Annotated in this window: 20 protein-coding genes and 1 tRNA gene; 17 read left to right on the top strand and 4 right to left on the bottom strand. The window is 32.7% G+C overall.

Annotation, left to right across the window (positions count from 1 at the left end; genetic code table 11):
• Positions 1-164: 164 nt before the first annotated feature.
• From XO08_RS02635 to XO08_RS02620, 4 genes are read right to left on the bottom strand one after another with little or no spacing between them, the layout of a single operon-like run.
• On the bottom strand, positions 165-1,820 hold the full coding sequence (locus tag XO08_RS02635) for a formate--tetrahydrofolate ligase (protein WP_077197967.1): 1,656 nt from the start codon (positions 1,818-1,820) through the stop codon (positions 165-167).
• Positions 1,810-2,985 carry an ATP-binding protein gene (locus XO08_RS02630; RefSeq protein WP_075665511.1) on the bottom strand — a complete coding sequence of 392 codons (1,176 nt, stop codon included), beginning with the start codon at positions 2,983-2,985 and terminating at the stop codon, positions 1,810-1,812. Before XO08_RS02630 ends, XO08_RS02635 begins: the two co-directional genes overlap by 11 nt.
• Positions 2,969-3,841, bottom strand: a complete 873-nt coding sequence (gene hslO / locus XO08_RS02625) for an Hsp33 family molecular chaperone HslO (RefSeq protein ID WP_077197966.1) — start codon at positions 3,839-3,841, stop codon at positions 2,969-2,971. Before hslO ends, XO08_RS02630 begins: the two co-directional genes overlap by 17 nt.
• Before the next feature lie 13 nt (positions 3,842-3,854).
• A complete protein-coding gene (locus XO08_RS02620; protein ID WP_075665509.1) occupies positions 3,855-4,061 on the bottom strand; it encodes a hypothetical protein in 207 nt (68 codons plus the stop codon).
• Between the two features lie 172 nt (positions 4,062-4,233).
• On the opposite strand from XO08_RS02620, the gene recJ reads away from it, so the two are divergent.
• The 17 genes from recJ to hpf all read left to right on the top strand — a co-directional run bounded on the left by recJ (position 4,234) and on the right by hpf (position 17,655).
• Positions 4,234-7,167: a single-stranded-DNA-specific exonuclease RecJ gene (recJ, locus tag XO08_RS02615; RefSeq protein ID WP_077287178.1), complete on the top strand. Its 2,934-nt coding sequence runs from the start codon at positions 4,234-4,236 to the stop codon at positions 7,165-7,167.
• An 8-nt stretch (positions 7,168-7,175) separates the two neighbouring features.
• Positions 7,176-7,793, top strand: a complete 618-nt coding sequence (locus XO08_RS02610) for a RuvX/YqgF family protein (RefSeq protein ID WP_075665507.1) — start codon at positions 7,176-7,178, stop codon at positions 7,791-7,793.
• A tRNA-Arg gene (locus XO08_RS02605) sits at positions 7,793-7,869 on the top strand. The genes XO08_RS02610 and XO08_RS02605 overlap by 1 nt, the downstream gene beginning before the upstream one ends.
• A 22-nt stretch (positions 7,870-7,891) precedes the next feature.
• Complete coding sequence (locus XO08_RS02600; protein ID WP_077197964.1) at positions 7,892-8,959, top strand: aminopeptidase P family protein; 1,068 nt, start codon at positions 7,892-7,894, stop codon at positions 8,957-8,959.
• Entirely contained in the window at positions 8,956-9,201 is a 246-nt protein-coding gene (locus XO08_RS02595; protein ID WP_075665505.1) for an AtpZ/AtpI family protein, read from the top strand. Before XO08_RS02600 ends, XO08_RS02595 begins: the two co-directional genes overlap by 4 nt.
• Entirely contained in the window at positions 9,185-9,556 is a 372-nt protein-coding gene (locus XO08_RS02590) for an ATPase (RefSeq protein WP_075665504.1), read from the top strand. The genes XO08_RS02595 and XO08_RS02590 overlap by 17 nt, the downstream gene beginning before the upstream one ends.
• Complete coding sequence (atpB, locus tag XO08_RS02585; protein WP_077287176.1) at positions 9,540-10,382, top strand: F0F1 ATP synthase subunit A; 843 nt, start codon at positions 9,540-9,542, stop codon at positions 10,380-10,382. Before XO08_RS02590 ends, atpB begins: the two co-directional genes overlap by 17 nt.
• Before the next feature lie 14 nt (positions 10,383-10,396).
• On the top strand, positions 10,397-10,648 hold the full coding sequence (locus XO08_RS02580; RefSeq protein ID WP_075665502.1) for a F0F1 ATP synthase subunit C: 252 nt from the start codon (positions 10,397-10,399) through the stop codon (positions 10,646-10,648).
• A 15-nt stretch (positions 10,649-10,663) separates the two neighbouring features.
• Positions 10,664-11,149, top strand: a complete 486-nt coding sequence (gene atpF / locus XO08_RS02575; protein WP_075665501.1) for a F0F1 ATP synthase subunit B — start codon at positions 10,664-10,666, stop codon at positions 11,147-11,149.
• A complete protein-coding gene (locus XO08_RS02570) occupies positions 11,146-11,685 on the top strand; it encodes a F0F1 ATP synthase subunit delta (RefSeq protein WP_075665500.1) in 540 nt (179 codons plus the stop codon). Before atpF ends, XO08_RS02570 begins: the two co-directional genes overlap by 4 nt.
• A gap of 4 nt (positions 11,686-11,689) precedes the next feature.
• A complete protein-coding gene (atpA, locus tag XO08_RS02565; RefSeq protein WP_075665499.1) occupies positions 11,690-13,213 on the top strand; it encodes a F0F1 ATP synthase subunit alpha in 1,524 nt (507 codons plus the stop codon).
• A 5-nt stretch (positions 13,214-13,218) separates the two neighbouring features.
• Complete coding sequence (gene atpG, locus XO08_RS02560; protein WP_075665498.1) at positions 13,219-14,040, top strand: ATP synthase F1 subunit gamma; 822 nt, start codon at positions 13,219-13,221, stop codon at positions 14,038-14,040.
• 20 nt (positions 14,041-14,060) lie between these two features.
• Positions 14,061-15,470: a F0F1 ATP synthase subunit beta gene (gene atpD / locus XO08_RS02555; protein WP_075665497.1), complete on the top strand. Its 1,410-nt coding sequence runs from the start codon at positions 14,061-14,063 to the stop codon at positions 15,468-15,470.
• 36 nt (positions 15,471-15,506) lie between these two features.
• On the top strand, positions 15,507-15,782 hold the full coding sequence (locus XO08_RS02550; protein WP_075665496.1) for a F0F1 ATP synthase subunit epsilon: 276 nt from the start codon (positions 15,507-15,509) through the stop codon (positions 15,780-15,782).
• 3 nt (positions 15,783-15,785) lie between these two features.
• On the top strand, positions 15,786-16,607 hold the full coding sequence (locus XO08_RS02545) for a DegV family protein (protein ID WP_075665495.1): 822 nt from the start codon (positions 15,786-15,788) through the stop codon (positions 16,605-16,607).
• A gap of 35 nt (positions 16,608-16,642) precedes the next feature.
• Positions 16,643-17,113 (top strand): hypothetical protein, encoded by a 471-nt coding sequence (locus tag XO08_RS02540; protein ID WP_075665494.1) that lies wholly within the window; start codon positions 16,643-16,645, stop codon positions 17,111-17,113.
• Positions 17,114-17,124: 11 nt separating this feature from the next.
• Positions 17,125-17,655 (top strand): ribosome hibernation-promoting factor, HPF/YfiA family, encoded by a 531-nt coding sequence (gene hpf, locus XO08_RS02535; RefSeq protein ID WP_075665493.1) that lies wholly within the window; start codon positions 17,125-17,127, stop codon positions 17,653-17,655.
• Positions 17,656-17,710 lie beyond the last annotated feature (55 nt).

Genomic DNA, 17,710 nt, shown 5'->3' with positions numbered 1-17,710 from the left:
ATTGTGTTGTAGTACACCTAAATTATTACTTAAAATACTTGATTTTTCAATGCCGATATTTTGTGAAAATCCTAACATAAATCATTTTCCAGGCAAAATATTTGTATTTTCTTTTTTTTACTAAATTATGCTTTAAAAATAAAAAAGCTGGTCGTATGACCAGCTTAGGATAATCCTATTATATTTCCATCTTCGTCTATATCTATGTTAGTTGCGTTTGGAATTTTCGAAAGTCCTGGCATTCTCATTATTTCACCAGCTAGAGCTACTACAAATCCAGCGCCAGCGGATAACTCAAAATCCCTTATTGTAAAATCATAATTTTTTGGTGCGTTTATTTTCTTGGGGTCATCAGATATACTTGATTGAGTTTTTGCAACAATTACTGGTAAGTTTTCAAATCCATGGCGTTTTAGGAATTTTAATTTACTCTTTGCTTTATCTGTGTATATAACTTTTTTTGCCCTATAGATTTTTGTTGCAAGTGTTTCAAGTTTCTCCTCTATGGACATATTGAAATTTACAATTGGTGTATGTGGGGTTTCTGAGATGTTTTCAGTTACAAGCTTTGCAAGATCTATTGCGCCTTCACTTCCCATTTGAAATGCCCTTAAAAATGCATGTGGAGCGTTACAGTTATTTGAAAATGCTTTTAATTCATTTTCGGTATCTGTTGGAAATACATTTAATGCTACTACTACTGGTACGTTATAGAGTTTTAAATTTTCAATGTGTGTTTTTAGATTATCCATACCTTTTAGCATTGCGTCTACATTTTCTTTGGACAAATCATTTTTATTTACCCCACCATGGTATTTTAATGCTTTTATTGTTGCTACCAATACAACAGCATTTACATTGAAATTGGCAACTTGTGTGACAAAATCTAAGTATTTTTCTGCACCTAAATCTGCGGCAAATCCTGCCTCAGTAACGACGTAATCTGCTAATTTTAGTGCCATTTTTGTAGATATTATGCTATTTGTACCATGAGCAATATTTGCAAAAGGTCCACCATGAATAAACGCCGGTGTGTTTTCTATTGTTTGTACAAGATTTGGTTTAATCGCATCTTTTAAAAGTACTGTAAGAGCGCCTTCTATTTTTAAATCTCTGACTTTTATTAGTTTTTTATCAAAGCTTTCTGCAAGTACTATATTTCCAAGTCTTTCTTTTAAATCTTTTAAGTCTTTTGCAAGACAGAGTATCGCCATTATTTCCGATGCAGCGGTTATTATAAATCCATCTTCCCTTGGAAGACCATTTGTATTTCCGCCAAGTCCTACAACGATTTGTCTTAGTGCACGATCATTCATATCCATTGTTCTCTTCCAGAATACTTTCGCGGGATTTATTTTTAATTCATTTCCAAATTTAATGTGTGAATCTATTACAGCGGATATTAGGTTGTGTGCAGATGAAATAGCATGAATATCTCCTGTAAAGTGTAAGTTTATATTTTCCATGGGAAGCACTTGAGAATATCCACCACCTGCTGCACCACCTTTAATACCAAAAACAGGTCCAAGCGAGGGTTCTCTTAACGTTACTATGGATTTTTTTCCCAATTTGTTTAATGCCATTGAAAGACCAATACTCGTTGTAGTTTTCCCCTCACCTGCGGGAGTTGGGGTTATAGCAGTTACTAATATGAGTTTTCCATCTTTTCTTTCGCTTATTTTTTTTAAAAAGTTTAGATTTACTTTTGCAATGAATTTTCCGTATGGTTCAATGTATTCTTCATCGATACCTATTTCCTTTGCTATTTCCGATATTTTTTTTAACTTTGCCTCCCTTGCGATTTCGATATCAGATTTCATATCTTTCACCCCTTTCAATAACGAATGTAGTATGAGTTGAGTTTTTTAAATACATATTTAATCCCATTTGATTGCATAACTTTTTAACTATATACAATCCCAATCCATGACCTTTTGAAGTTCTAGATTTTGAAAATTTCTCAAAAATTTTTTCTTTAAGCTCTTTTGGTATGCCTTGCCCATGATCTTTAATTTCTATTTTGTCTTTTTGAAGTAAGATTTCAACAGGAGGTTTTCCGTGTATTAATGCATTTTTGATCAAATTTTTAATGACAATTTCCAGGGCTTCTTTGTTTGCTTCTATAGTACCATCTCCGGATATTACCACATTGTTGTCTGTTATAATACCTTCAATAAAAGGTCTTAGATGTATTTGTTCTTTTTCAAGTTCATAATTTTTTGAAATCATTATCATATTTTCAACTAATTCTCTCATTTTGTTTGCAGATTGTACAATGTTTTCAATACCTTCTTTTAAAATCTCTTTGTTTTTCATGCCCCATCTTTGTAGCATTTTTGAATAACCAATTAGATTTGCTATAGGGGTTTTTAATTCGTGAGAAACATTTGAAACAAATTCCTCTTGTAATTTGTAATTTTTTTCAACTTTATCCATTAACTCGTTGAATTTTTCAACGAGTTCTTCAACTTCGTCGTTGGTGTGTGGATTTATAAACCTATAGTTGAGATCGTTTCCTGTTAGTTTTGAAATCTTATTTACAAAGTCATGTAAGTGTTTTAACGATTTTTTAGTTATAAAATAGGTGAGTGTACTTATCAATGTAATAGAAATTAAAAATAAAATGATGATCTTTTTTTTAATGTTTAATATGGATTCTTCAATGGGGGTAATATCTTTTCCAAAAATAGTGTTTTGCTTTTTTACAAATAAATAAGTTCTATCGCTTATTTTTACTTTTCCTTCTTTTTTAACAATCCCTATGTTATATGGATCCAAAATTAAAATACCATTCCTTAATATGTATATATCTTTTCTCATAAAAGGTTGCATCATATGTCCCTTTGGATTCGTTCTTAGCAAATCTTCTTTCGTGGATTTTATCATTAGTGAATCTATAGTAGAGTACAAAAATATTAATACCAAAGCTAAAATTGTAGTTGAAATTAAAGTGACAATGTACGTAACTTTAGTTGAGATGCTCATTTTTTTCCTCCAAGATTTTTTTAATCTCTGGAATTTTAACAATGTATTTTGTACTACACCATTTACATTCAACTTCCACGTCTTCATTTTTTTCTAAAATTTCTTTTAATTCTTCAATTTTTAATAATCTTATTGAATCTATGGCTTTTTCATGTGAACAACTACATTTAAATTGGACGTTGTGTTTTTCTATTTTTTCAATTTTATCACCAAAGACATACTCTAATGCATCTATTGCAGAATGGTTTTCCAAAAAGTTAGTTATTGGAGTGATCTCTTTGAATTTTGTTTCAATTTCTATAATGCTTTTTTGGGAAAGGGATTTATCCAATATTTGAATAATAATTCCACCAGCACGTTTAATCCCATTTTTGTCCACTAAGACTCCTAAAGCTATAGCACTTGGAATCTGTTCAGAAGTGGCAAAGTAATGAGCTAAATCTTCTGCTATTTCACCACTAACTAATTTGGATGGTGTAACATAAGGGGTTTTTAAACCTAAGTCCTTTACAACTTTTAAAGTTCCATTACCTATTGCTTTTTTGATATCAAATTTATCGTCTTTGTTTAAAAAAGTTTCTACCACTTTGGGTGTAACATATCCCCTTACATCTCCGTTGTTTTTTGCTTGGGCAGCAATATATTTTATCTTGTTACTCCCTTCAACTATGTAAGTAAGTGTTTCGTTTTGCGAAAGCCATGGAATCATAAGTGAAACGCCGGTTAACAATCTTCCAAGTGCAACGGCTGTGATAGGAGATAGGGAATGTTTATTTGTTACCTCTTGGATAATATTTGTACTATCAATAACCGAAAACCTTACCCTAGCGTTGTATGCAATACCGTTTGTAACCAAATTTAATCACTCCTTAATTTGCATATTTCATGGTAACCTCTTTAACAGATTCAAAATTATCCGAAAACATTACTTTTTTTACTTGAAAATTGATTAGTTTGTTTTTGTATATGGTTTCCAAGAGCGCATCTACATGTGATTGAGAGGGAACAAAAAGGATAGGTAAAATATGGTATTCCGAGTCTCCAAGAAGTACAAGCCAATAATACGTGTTCCCCATAATTCCACCTCCTCGTTTTTTTGCGGTTCTTTTAGATTAGAACTTTAGTGCTGGTGGAACTTGGAACACTTACTATATTACTATAGTTATATTATACACTATTCTAAAAATATTTTTAATATGGTAAAATAAGTACAAAAGTAAAAAAATAAAAAAAGGAAGGAGTAGAATAGTGAAATGGGAATTGAAAAAAATTAATACCGAACTTTCAGAAAAGTTGGCTGAGGAATTGGATATTCCTCTACTTACAGCGCAATTACTAGTTTCCAGAGGTTATCTTACACCTAAAGATGCGTATAAGTTTATCAATCCATCAAAAGACGATTTGCGCTCTCCATTTTTATTGAAAGATATGGATAAAGCTGTTAAATATCTCTTACTTGCCCGTGAAAAAGGGTACCCTGTTTTTGTGTATGGAGATTATGATGTAGACGGTATAACGGGGACTGCAACCTTAGTGTCTTTCCTTTCTAAGTATGGTTGGAAGGTGGATTACTATATACCTAATCGTCTTGATGAGGGATATGGTATACAACCTGAAATTGTGGAAAGATTCTATAAGAACGGGTTTAGGGTGTTGTTAAGTGTAGATTGTGGTATAACAAGTTTTGAAGCTGTAGAACGGGCAAAAGAGTTGGGAATGTATGTGATAATAACTGATCACCATACTATCAAGGATGAAATTCCGAAAGCTCATGCGGTTGTTGATCCAAAAAGGGAAGATGAAATGTATCCTTTTAGGGACTTTGCGGGTGTTGGCGTGGCGTATAAGCTAATTTCTGCATTGGGACAAAAGTTAAACCTTAAAGATGAAGAAATCAATGAAGTCTTGGATATAGTTGCACTTGGAACAATAGCGGATATGGTGGATCTGGTAGATGAAAATAGGTATATTGTAAAAGAAGGATTGAAAAAACTCAATGAAACAGATAGGATTGGTCTTGTGCAACTGATGAAAAAACTTAATATTACAAATATTACCAGTCAAGATATTGGTTATAGGTTAGCTCCCAAGCTCAATGCAGCAGGTAGATTGTATTCTGCAGAGGATGCTTATAAACTGATTACAACTAATAATCTTTCGTCTGCTGAACAACTTGCAGAGATTTTAATGGGATATAACTTTACAAGACAAGAGATAGAAAATAAGATATTTAAAGAGGCTGTTAACAAAATAGAAAGTTCAAAGATAAAAGATTTACCTATTTTGATAGTCGCTGGCGAAAAATGGCATGCGGGTGTTTTAGGAATTGTTGCTACAAAGCTTGTACAAAGGTACAATAAACCTTCTCTTGTTGTATCACTTGAAGAGGGAATTGGCAGGGGTTCTGGTAGAAGTGTAGATGGTGTTGATATTTTGGAAGTACTTTCCAAGTTTTCCGAGTATTTTGAAGAAATTGGTGGACACCCTATGGCAGTTGGATTTAGTATAAGACAAGAAAAAATTAACGAGCTTATCGATGTGATTTCAAAAAAATTTGGTGACAGTCATTTTGAAGTGGATTCTAAATTGGAAGTAGACGCTGTTTTGGATTTAGATGATGTTGGAGATAATGTAATAAAGGCTTTAAGTTATTTGGAGCCGTTTGGACATGGGAATCCTGAACCTGTTTTTTTGATAAAAAATAATTTGGTTGAAAGAATAAGGTTCTTTGGAAATTTTGGAGCAAATGTAAGAATGGTGTTAAAGAGTAAAAATAAAAATACCGTTGAAGGAATAGGATTTGGTTTAAAAAAGAACTATTATGATATTCCAGCCATTCACGCGGTTTTGACTTCGTTGGATATTGTGGCTAACATAAGACAAAATGGTGTTGGTCCATTTTTGAATATCTTGGATTTTAAAATTTCTTCTGAGTATGAGGAAGATTATAAAGATAAATACTTTATATATTCCTTTACAAACGATTGGAAAAGCCAAAAAGGAGACGAATTTAGGGATTTTTGGGATAGTAGTGAACTTTCCCAAAGGTATGAAAGAATTGAAAAGTACCTTTTTAAAGAAAAACCATTTGTTTTGCAATCGGATTTGTTGACTAGGAATGCTTTTTTGCTTTATTTAATGAATAAAGGTAGAACGCTAGTGATAAATCCAACAAATATCGAGGCTTTGCATGTTTATGAAAGCTTGTCCAGGCATTCACCTGATGGAATAACTTTTGTTAACTCATTAAATAGAAATTATTCAAAACATGTTATTACAAACCCTATAATGATTACTGAAGGTAAAATTCCTTTAGATGATTTTGACTTCATAATTTTGAATGAAATACAGATTTTGTCTTCACTGTCGTATGAATTATATGAAAAATTATTAAAAAAATTAGGGGAAAAAGATTTTGTTGTTACGAGTTTGTATAAGTTTGAAAGTAACATTCCAATTTTTTACGAAGAAAAGAAGATAAATTTTGGACTGGAAGATAAGCGGAATTCCAAAAAAACGATTGAACACGAAATTAATTCAATTGCATTTTTGTTTTCAAACTATTCATATGTGACAAAGTTTTATGAAAAACTAATTTCTAGAAGGTATGAATTTAAAGATTTGGTGTTTTACAGTCCTATATTAAAACCGTTTCAAAAGTGTGTGATTAGTAGTTTAATAAAAAAAGGAAGGATAAAAAAATTGGTTTCTTCAACTAATTCTGATGGATTACCCTCAATGTTAGAAAATGGTGCAGAAGTTAGAATATTTGATTTTCCGTTAAGCATAAAAGAGTTAATAGATGCAGTATCTGGTGATTCTTATGTAATCTTGCAACTTTATTATAACAGTGAAGATGCTTTAAAGAGAAAAAATCATCTTTTGAAAATTTTTCCAGATAAGAAGAGATTAGAAGAAGCAGTTTTAAGATTTTATGATTTAAAGATAGATAATAAAAATAAATTTATAGATTTTTCAAAAGATGTAAATATTTCTCCAAAGGTGTTAAAACATGCAATTCTTGATTACAAGAACGACAAAAAAATACTTAGAATTCTTGAAAGGGAGTTGGAACTTTCTTATTTTGAAAAATACACTATGACACTTTTAAATGCATCTATTAAAGATATTTACAAGATGATCGAGGAAAGAGAGATGTACGATGTTTATCTTAATATTTAGGGGGAAATATGATTTTAGCACTAGATTATGGAGATAAAAAAACAGGATATGCTATTGGAAGTGATTTTATATCAAAAAGTGGAACAGTAAATACCACGCAATTGAATAAGTTGTTGGAAAAGTTTCAAAAAGTAGTTTTAGGTATACCGCTTTCCATGAGTGGAAATTATTCTAAGCAAAGTTTTAAAGTTTTAAAATTTGCTTACAAATTAAAAAGAAAAGGCATAGATGTATTTTTAATAGATGAAAGATTAACCACCAAGATGGCTTTATCTTTTAATGCAAAAGATGACGATGCATTTAGTGCCAGACAGATCTTTATGGACTATATTAAAAACCCCATACTTTCCCAGAAATTTGTACTTGAAAAATTTTTAGATGTTGAATTTGATTGTGAAGATGTTGAAGATGTACTTTACTATGAAGTTACTCCTGTTAAGGGTAGAAAAGGAGATGCTCTAACTAGGAATTTTTCCATTGCGTTTTTGCATATGAAAGAAAAAAATTTTGTTTACAGGAATGAAGATACAATTGAAAAAAAGTATAATTTGGTTATTGTAAATGAAAAATTCAAAGATGTTGTGGATAAATTTTTAAAAAATGGTGGTAAAATTATATTGGTTTAGTGCCTGTAGCTCAATTGGAGAGAGCCCTGGACTCCGGATCCAGAGGTTGCGGGTTCAAATCCCGCCAGGCACGCCAAGAATTTGAAAGGGGGTAAATTATGGATTTAAATGATATACTGTTATCTAAGAAATTAGATGTACTTGTAGTTTTAAACATTGAAGGCTCAAATAAACCTACTACAAGGTTTATTTCTGGTTTTACTGGAAGTTTTTCTGGTGTAATTTATTCAAAAGATAGAAGGATAATAATTACTGATTCTAGATATTGGGAACAGGCAAAAATGGAATCGGAGTTTGAACTTGTAAAATACAAGGCAGATAAGCGTTTTTTGGATATTATAGTTGAGTATTTGAAGAAGATGAATGTAAATAGGGTGGGAATAGAAAAAGATAGGACTTTGACGAAACATTTTGAGTATTTAGCAGGACATTTAGATGTTGAATTTGTAGACGTTTCAATTGAGTTGTTAAAATTAAGGGCTGTAAAAACAGAGAGTGAGATTGAAGATATTAGAAAAGCTGTATATATTGCAGAAGAGGCTTTTAAAAAGACATTAGAAATAGTAAGACCGAAGATTACAGAAAAAGAAGTTGCAGCATATTTGGAATATCAAATGAAATTATTAGGCGGAGATAAGTTTTCATTTGAGACTATAGTAGCGTCTGGTTGGAGAGGAGCACTCCCGCATGGTATAGCAAGTGATAAAGAAATTGAGATTGGAGAACCAGTGGTAGTGGATTGGGGAGCGTATTTTAATGGGTATGCAAGTGATTTAACGCGTGTATTTTGTATAGGAGAACCAAGTGATGAGGTAAAAAATGTACACAGCATAGTTATGAAAGCACAACAAGAGGCCATCGAAATAGCACGTGCAGGGTTAACTGGTGCGGAAATTGACAAAGCAGCAAGGAATTATATAACTGAGAAAGGATATGGCGAATACTTTGGACATTCTTTGGGACATGGTATTGGTTTGGAAGTTCATGAAGAACCTAGATTAAGTTTTACAAATAAAGAACCTCTTCCAAAAAATTCAATTGTTACAGTAGAACCTGGTATATACCTTCCAAAAAAATTTGGAATTAGGATAGAAGACGATATATTGTTAACAGATAATGGTTGTGAAGTTTTGTCAAGTCTTCCAAGAGATATCTTTGTAGTATGAAGAAAAACAATATAGTTAAAGAACTAAATAAGTTGAATTTGGTAACTATATTTGGTGCAACTATCCTTGGAAATGTAATAATTTCATATTTTATTGGAAATTTTTTGGATAAGATTTTTAATACGGAAAAATTATTTACTATCATATTTCTCTTTTTTGGCGCGATTTCGGGATTGTACAATGCCATAAGGCAGATGCTAAAAGAGGTTGAGAAGGTAGACAGACGTGAAAAAGGTGATTAAAAGTTATGTAAATGTTATAATAATTTTGGGAATTATTGGTACGATACTGGGAACGATTTTGACAAATTATGAACGAAGTTTTATTTTTAGTTACGTTTTAGGTACAATTGGTGCTGTTTTATACGTATTTTCTCTTTATTACGATATAATTAACTTGGGTTTAAAGAAAAGGTCTAAAAAGGGTTATTACATAAGATATTTGTTTTCTGCAAGTCTTTTTCTACTAGTTGGTGTATTGTTTAAAGAGAAAGTATTAGCTTTGTTAGGTGTTTTTTTAGGACTTATAAATGTTAAAATAGGAGCTTATATAGTGGGTTTTCTGATTGGAGGTGAAAATAGTGAAAAAAAAGATTAGTTGGTTTCTAGTAGTTTTTTTGATAATTTATACTGTTTTGGGGATAATAAATGCATTATATTTTGTTCCAAAAGATACAGCTGAAGTTACAAGAGGACTTGCCAATAGATGGATTATACAGCTTTCAGATGAAAAAGCGTGGTATACTAGGATAAATCCACTTACTATTATTATGAGTTGGACTATAATAATTGGATTGATAGTTTTTGCAGTACGTGTGGGGAAGAATTTTAAAGTTATTCCAGACAGAAGACAATCATTTGCAGAGTCCATAATGGATTTTATGTATGAGGTTGTAGAAAGTGTTATAGATGATCCAAAGTTTGTTAGGCCCACATTTGCAATTGCCACGACATTATTTTTGTATATATCAATCTCGAATATAATCGGTGGTGCAATGCCAGGACTTAATGTAAACGTAGTTGATGGGCACGTTAAGTTTACCCTTTTCCAAGATACGTGGTTTTCACCCACTGCGGATTTAAATACAAATTTAACATATGCGTTAATGGTTTTTGTGATAAGCCATGCTTTTGCGATTAAAGCAAAAGGTTTTGGTGGTTGGTTAAAATCATGGCTTGAGCCTATGCCTATAATGTTGCCTATGAATATAATAGGAGAACTTGCAAAACCTATTTCACACTCTTTGAGGTTGTTTGGAAATATTGGTGGAGGAGCTATTTTAACATTTATTTTGACATATCTAGTTAAATATCTATTTATGCCAGTTTTCTATTGGGCGTATTTTGGAATTTTTGTTGGTTTAGTTCAAGCTTTGGTATTCTCAATGCTTGCGGTGGCATATATTTCAGAAAAAATATCATAAGGAGGTTGGTAGTTATGGAAAAGAGCTTGGCAGATGCATTAGTTATAATGGGAAAAGCAATTGGTGCAGGATTGGCAATGGGTATCGGTGCTATTGGACCTGGTATAGGTGAAGGTAACATAGGTGCTCATGCAATGGATGCAATGGCAAGACAACCTGAGATGGTTGGAACAATTACTACACGTATGTTGATTGCAGACGCAGTTGCAGAATCTACAGGAATTTACTCACTTTTAATTGCATTTCTTATACTTCTTACCTTATAATGTGAGGCGATATTTATGGATATGTTTGAAATCAATTTGACATCAGTAATTCAACTGATGAGCTTTTTGTTGCTTTTGTACGTTTTAAAAGTATTTTTATACGATAAGTATTTTCAAGTTATGGATGAAAGAAAGGAAAAGATTGAAGGAGAAATAAAAAAAGCTGAGCAATTGAGAAAAGAAGCAGAGGAATTAAAATTACAATCACAAGAAGAATTGAGAAAATTGAGAGAAAATGCAGATTCTATAATAAACAAAGCCAAAGAAGAAGCAGAAAAAATAGTACAAGATGCAAAGAAAAAAGCAGAAATTGAAGGAGAAAAAATAATTACTGCTGCAAGAGAAGAAATAAAAAGGGAAAAGGAAGAAATGTTAAAAGAAGTCGAGCAAAAAGTTGGTGAAGTAGCAGTGGTTCTTGCTATGAAGATCTTAAAAGGGACATTGGATGAGAAGGCAAAACGAGAATACCTTATTAAAATGTTAAAGGAGAAGGAAAAATGAGGTATTCTACTATTGCTTCAAAATATGTTAGTGCATTGTTGAAAATTGGAAAAAAATTAAATAAATTGGAAGAATATGGCCAGTTTTTAAAGGTTTTGGATATTGTTTATGAGAATTATAGAAGTTTTTTTGATAATCCAACGGTGAAGGTTTGGAAAAAAGTGAGTGTTATTAAGGAAGCGTTGGATAAATACAGTGATGATATTTTTCTAAATTTTGTTTCTCTAATTTTTGAAAATAAGAGGCAAAAATTTATTCCGCAAATGGTAGTTTATTACAAGTACGCGTCTGTAGATATTGAAAATAAGATATTAGTGGATGTAAAGAGTGCTGATAAACTTTCTGATGAGGAGAAAAAGGCTATCGAAGAGTTTGTTAAAAGGTATGTAGATAGAACACCAGTTATTGAAGAAAAAGTGGATAAAACACTTATAGCAGGTGCGGTAATTGAATTTGCGGGAAAAATGATTGATGTCTCGGTTAGTGGAAGACTCAATAAGATTGCAAGGGAAGTTTTTTCCTTGAGAAAGGGGTGACATTTTGAGAATAAATCCCGGAGAAATTGTAAAAGTATTGGAATCAAAGATAGAGGGTTTTAAAGAGGAGATAAATTTAGATGATGTTGGAAAGGTTATACAAGTAGGTGACGGTATTGCCCGTGCATATGGATTAAATAACGTTATGGCAAATGAAATGGTAGAATTTGTAGAAACGGGTACAATTGGTGTTGCTTTTAATTTAGAAGAGGATAATGTAGGGATAATTATATTAGGTGATTACAAAGACATCAAGGAAGGACACACGGTAAAAAGATTAAAAAAGATCATGCAGGTTCCAGTTGGTGAAGAATTGTTGGGAAGGGTTGTAAATCCTTTGGGTGTGCCAGTTGACGGTCTTGGCCCAATCAATACAACGGAATATAGAGATGTTGAAGTGAAAGCGCCAGGTGTTATATATAGAAAGCCAGTTGATACTCCTCTACAAACTGGTATTAAATTAATTGATGCCCTTATACCAATTGGTAGGGGGCAAAGGGAATTAATAATAGGAGACAGACAAACTGGTAAGACTGCTATAGCCATCGATACAATTATCAATCAAAAGGGAAAAGGTGTTTATTGTATTTACGTGGCGATTGGACAAAAAGCATCGGCGGTTGCACGTTTAGTAGATAAGCTAAAAGAAGAAGGTGCTATGGAGTATACTACTGTAGTTGTTGCAAGTGCTGCTGATAATGCATCTTTGCAGTATATTGCTCCTTATTCAGGATGTGCAATGGGAGAATATTTCATGTACAATGGAAAAGATGCACTTGTGATATACGATGATTTATCAAAACATGCAGTTGCGTATAGACAGCTTTCACTTTTGCTAAGAAGGCCACCTGGACGTGAAGCGTATCCTGGTGATGTTTTTTATTTGCATTCTAGATTACTTGAAAGAGCCGCAAGGCTTGATGATAAATATGGTGGTGGATCACTAACTGCACTTCCAATTATAGAAACACAAGCAAATGATATTTCTGCTTATATTCCAACAAATGTCATTTCAATTACCGATGGACAAATTTATCTAGAACCATCTCTGTTTTATGCAGGACAGAGACCTGCGGTAAACATAGGTCTTTCAGTATCTCGTGTTGGTGGAGCCGCACAAGTCAAAGCTATGAAAAAAGTAGCAGGATCTCTAAAACTTGATCTTGCACAATATCAAGAATTAGAAACATTTGCACAATTTGCAACGGAACTTGATCCTGCAACGCAGGCACAGATTACAAGAGGTCAAAGGTTAATGGAGTTAATGAAGCAAGAGCAATACGCACCACTTGAGGTGGAAGATCAAGTTGTTGTGTTATACGCAGGTATAAATGGATATTTAGACGATTTGGAAGTTGAAAAAGTTAAAGAATTCGAAAAGAGACTTTTACAATTTTTAAGGGAGAACAAAAAAGAATTGCTTAACAAAATAAAAGAAACAAAAGATTTAAATGAAGAAACGGAAAAAGAGTTGAAAAATGCCATAGAAGAATTCAAAGATGAATTTGTGAAAGTGTACGGGAAGTGATTTAAATGAGTAGGGGTAAATTACTTTTAATAAAGAAAAGGGTCCAAGCAACGGAGTCTTTGAAAAAAATTACAAAAGCCATGGAAATGGTGGCTACTGCAAGGGTAAAAAAAATAGAAAAAAGTTTACAGGGTGTAAGGGAGTTTTTGGATGAAACCGTTAGAATGATAAAGAATATAGAGCTTATAGGCGAACATCCATTCTTAACGGGGAATGGGAAAAAGGCGTTAATCGTTATATCAACAGATATGGGGTTGTGCGGGGCATTTCCCACTGAAATAGGAAGAGCATCTTTGAATTTTATTGAGAAAGAACAGATAGAGTATGTTTACGCTATAGGTAATAAAAGTATTCCGTTTTTTAGAAAACATCCAAAAACAAGAAGAATATACGAACGTGCATACGATATTCCTAATTTTGATTTTTCTAAAACTTTGACTAATGATTTACTAAACGATGGAGTTGGAATTATCTATGTTGCATATGGAAAGTTTAAAAATAGGTTGATCCAAAAACCAGAAATTGTTAAATTAACACCAATAACTTTTGAAGGTGTAAAATCTTCAAGGTATGAATTTGAGCCAGATATAGAAATGTTAACAAAGAAAGCAGTGGAATTCATGGTAGCGACTAGTATATATTCGTATGCTTTTGAAACGAAAGTAAGTGAGTTATATGCAAGACAAAATGCAATGAGAAATGCAACCGAAAATGCAGAAGAGGTGATCAGAGAATTAACACTTGAATACAACAAAGAAAGGCAAGCATCGATTACCCAGGAGCTTATAGAAATAGTTTCTGGCGCTCAAGCATTGCAAGAGGAATAATCTTAAAGGAGCGTGATAAAGTGTCAAAGAAATCTAAAGGAAAGATTTTAAGAGTAATAGGTCCTGTAGTGGATGTTCAATTTGATGAGGAGGAACTTCCAGATATATATGATGCTTTAGAGGTTGTAAATCCTCAAACTGGTAAAAAGCTTATTTTAGAGGTTGAACAGCTCATAGGTGATAACGCTGTAAGAACAGTTGCACTTGACACTACAGATGGATTAATGAGAGGTCTTGAAGTTATAAATACAGGTGAACCTATAAAAGTTCCTGTGGGAAAAGGTGCTTTGGGAAGAATGTTTAACGTTATAGGTGAGCCAATTGATGGATTGGAAAAAGTTGAAAATGTAGAATATTGGCCGATACACAGAACTCCACCATCCATTACTGAACAATCCACATCGGTTGAGATATTGGAAACAGGTATAAAGGTTATAGACCTTCTTGCTCCGTTTCCAAAGGGTGGAAAAATAGGATTTTTTGGTGGTGCAGGTGTTGGAAAAACTGTTTTGGTTATGGAATTGATAAGGAATATAGCAATTGAGCACCATGGTTTTTCCATGTTTGCCGGTGTTGGTGAAAGAACAAGAGAAGGTAACGAATTATACCTGGACATGGAAGAAGCGGAAGTGCTTGACAATACCGTGTTGGTTTTTGGACAAATGAATGAACCCCCTGGGGCAAGGTTTAGGGTGGCTCTGTCTGCGTTGACTATTGCAGAGTACTTTAGAGATGTTGAAGGAAGGGACGTTTTGTTATTTATAGACAATATTTTTAGGTTTGTTCAGGCTGGTAGTGAAGTATCAGCACTTCTTGGAAGGATGCCATCTGCAGTGGGATATCAACCCACCCTTGCGACGGATATGGGAGAACTTCAAGAAAGGATTACCTCCACAAAGAAGGGATCAATTACTTCGGTGCAGGCAATTTACGTTCCCGCTGATGATATTACCGATCCTGCTCCTGCTACAACATTTACTCACCTTGATGCTACTGTAGTTTTGTCAAGAAGAAGAGCAGCTTTAGGGCTTTATCCTGCTGTGGATCCATTAGATTCTACTTCAAAGATGTTGGATCCTAATGTAGTGGGTCAGGAACACTATGAAGTGGCAAGAGGTGTCCAAGAAGTATTGCAAAGATACAAAGATTTGCAAGATATCATTGCAATTCTTGGTATGGAAGAACTATCGGAAGAGGATAAACTAATAGTTCAAAGGGCCAGAAAGATAGAAAGATTCTTGAGTCAACCTGTGCACGTTGCTGAGAAATTCAGTAATATTCCTGGAAAATATGTGCCAGTTAGTGAGACAATAAGAGGATTTAAAGAAATATTAGATGGAAAGCATGATGACTTACCAGAAATGGCATTTTACATGGTTGGTACTATAGATGAGGCAGTTGAAAAGGCCAAAAAATTACAAAAAGCGTGAGCAATTTTGCTCACGCATTTTTTGGAGGTGAAGAATTTGCGCCTAAAGATATATTATCCAAATGGTTTGTATTTTGATAAAGAAGTAGATATTGTTACCGTAAGAACAGAAGTGGGAGAAATGGGAATTTTAAAGGATAGGGCTCCGATTATAGCAAAGTTAAAAGTAGATAAAGTAATTGCAAAAAAAAACGATGAAAAATTTGAGTATATAGTTGATGATGGTTTTTTACATTGTGATGGTGAAAATGTTATAATAATAACAGAGGATGTTAAGGATGAAATAAATCCTCATGAGTATTTGGGGGGATAGGAAATGGTTGCATTTATTGTTGATTCATCTTTTGATAAACCCGATGTAGAATTGAAATATCCTATTTTTTATGCACCTTTAAGAGTGTATATTGATGGTAGAGAGTATATTGATAAGGAAAATTTAACCGTTGATGATTTTTACGGCATGCTAGATAAGGCAGAAACTTTTTCTACTTCATTGCCAAATCCCAAGGAAACGGAAGATTTGCTAAAAAAATTATTGGAAAGTTATGAACATGTATATATGCTTTCTATATCTAGTAAATTAAGTGGAACATACAACATGTTTAAAGCAATTAGTGCCCCGTATAAGGATAGAGTAACTGTTTTGGATTTAAAAAGTGCTAGTGTTGAATTGTATGTGCTATATAGAGGAATTGTTCATTATTTGGAAAAAGGGGTAAAGATTACCCAGGAGCTTGTTGATGAGTTAAGAAAGAATACGAAACTTCTTTTTGGGGTAATGTCTTTAAAATACTTAGAAAAGGGAGGAAGAATAGGTAAAGCAAAAGCACTGTTGGGTAGAATATTAAAAATAAAACCCATTTTGAGTGTGGATAGTGATGGAACGGTAGAATTGGTTGCAAAAGATAGGAAATTTTCGGGTGTAGTTGACAAGATAATTGAACTTGGTGAGGATTTTATAAAAAAACAGGGGATAAAAAAACCATATATATTAGCCGGATATGGAAGCCAAAAATACAAAAAATATTTAGATAGACTAATTGAGCATTTTAATATAAAGGATATTGCCCAGATTAGTGCAGCAGTGGGAGTACATACAGGTCCCGAGGTATTTGGGATTGTTATAGGTCAGTTTTAATTTGAAGGGGGGGACAGGAGGTATACCTCCAATTTATGGAAAAAAATTTAGAGAAGTTATTTTCAAATCAGTTGCCAAGCGATGATTTGGTGGTATTTTCTTCTATTCTTTTTTCAATAGGTTTTTCATCAAATTTATTTTTTAGTTTTGTTCTAAAAAATATATTTGTGTCGAATACCATATTTTTTATTGGACTACTTGGTTATATCATAGTTTTATGGAAATGGTGTCTTAAAATTCCAGATATATCCGAAAATAATAAAATAATTTTTTATTTCTACATAATATTTTCTATTACGTTTAGTTTTTTGTCATATTTTTTTCCTTTGCTGTTTATTATTTCAGCATCACTTGTGGTATCATTGATATTGATAGTAGATAAAAAGATAAATGAAAGTAATGTTTTGTTGAAAACTCTCTTTTTGATTTTAACGTTGTCTTTTTATCTTTTAGAATTTGCACCACATGTAAACTTTAGACTTAGAAAAATTCAGGAAAACCAGTAGGAGGTGATTTTATGGATTTTCGTGTTTCAACAAAAGGTGTAGAAATTACCGATGCAATTAAAAATTACTTAGAAAAGAGGTTAGAGAAGGTAGATAGGGTTATTGAGGATAATGTACATCTAGATATTAAATTTGAGAAAGATTCTTCAGAGTATGTAGGAAAAATAATGGTGCATTATTTGGGAAAAGACATTATTGTTTCGGAAAAATCCATGGATATTTATAATTTAATTGATATTTTAACAGATTCTTTTGAAAAGAAGATTAAAAGAGAAAAAGATTATGTAAGGCCTACGCATAAGGCAAATAATAAAGGACTAGGTGAAATTTTCAAGGATGAGATGCCAGAGGGAGAAAAGGATGAGAAGATTTCAAATGTAAAGAGAGTTAATTTGATGATAACTAGTTTAGAAGAAGCAATTGCACAAATGGAAGTAATGAATCACGAATTTTTTGTTTTTAGAAATATGGAAACTAATGAAATTAATATGTTACTGCGTTTGAAAAATGGAAAATTTATTTTATATGAATTTCAGGAATAAAAAAAGCACCCATATGGGTGCTTTTTTTGTGGTAGAATATACTTGAGGTGATTTT

Origin of the sequence: Thermosipho sp. 1074 (genome assembly GCF_001999655.1) — a bacterium.
GTDB classification, from domain to species: Bacteria; Thermotogota; Thermotogae; order Thermotogales; family Fervidobacteriaceae; genus Thermosipho; species Thermosipho affectus.
Note: the sequence above shows the minus strand (reverse complement) of the source record. Positions and strands in the feature narration are given on the sequence as shown.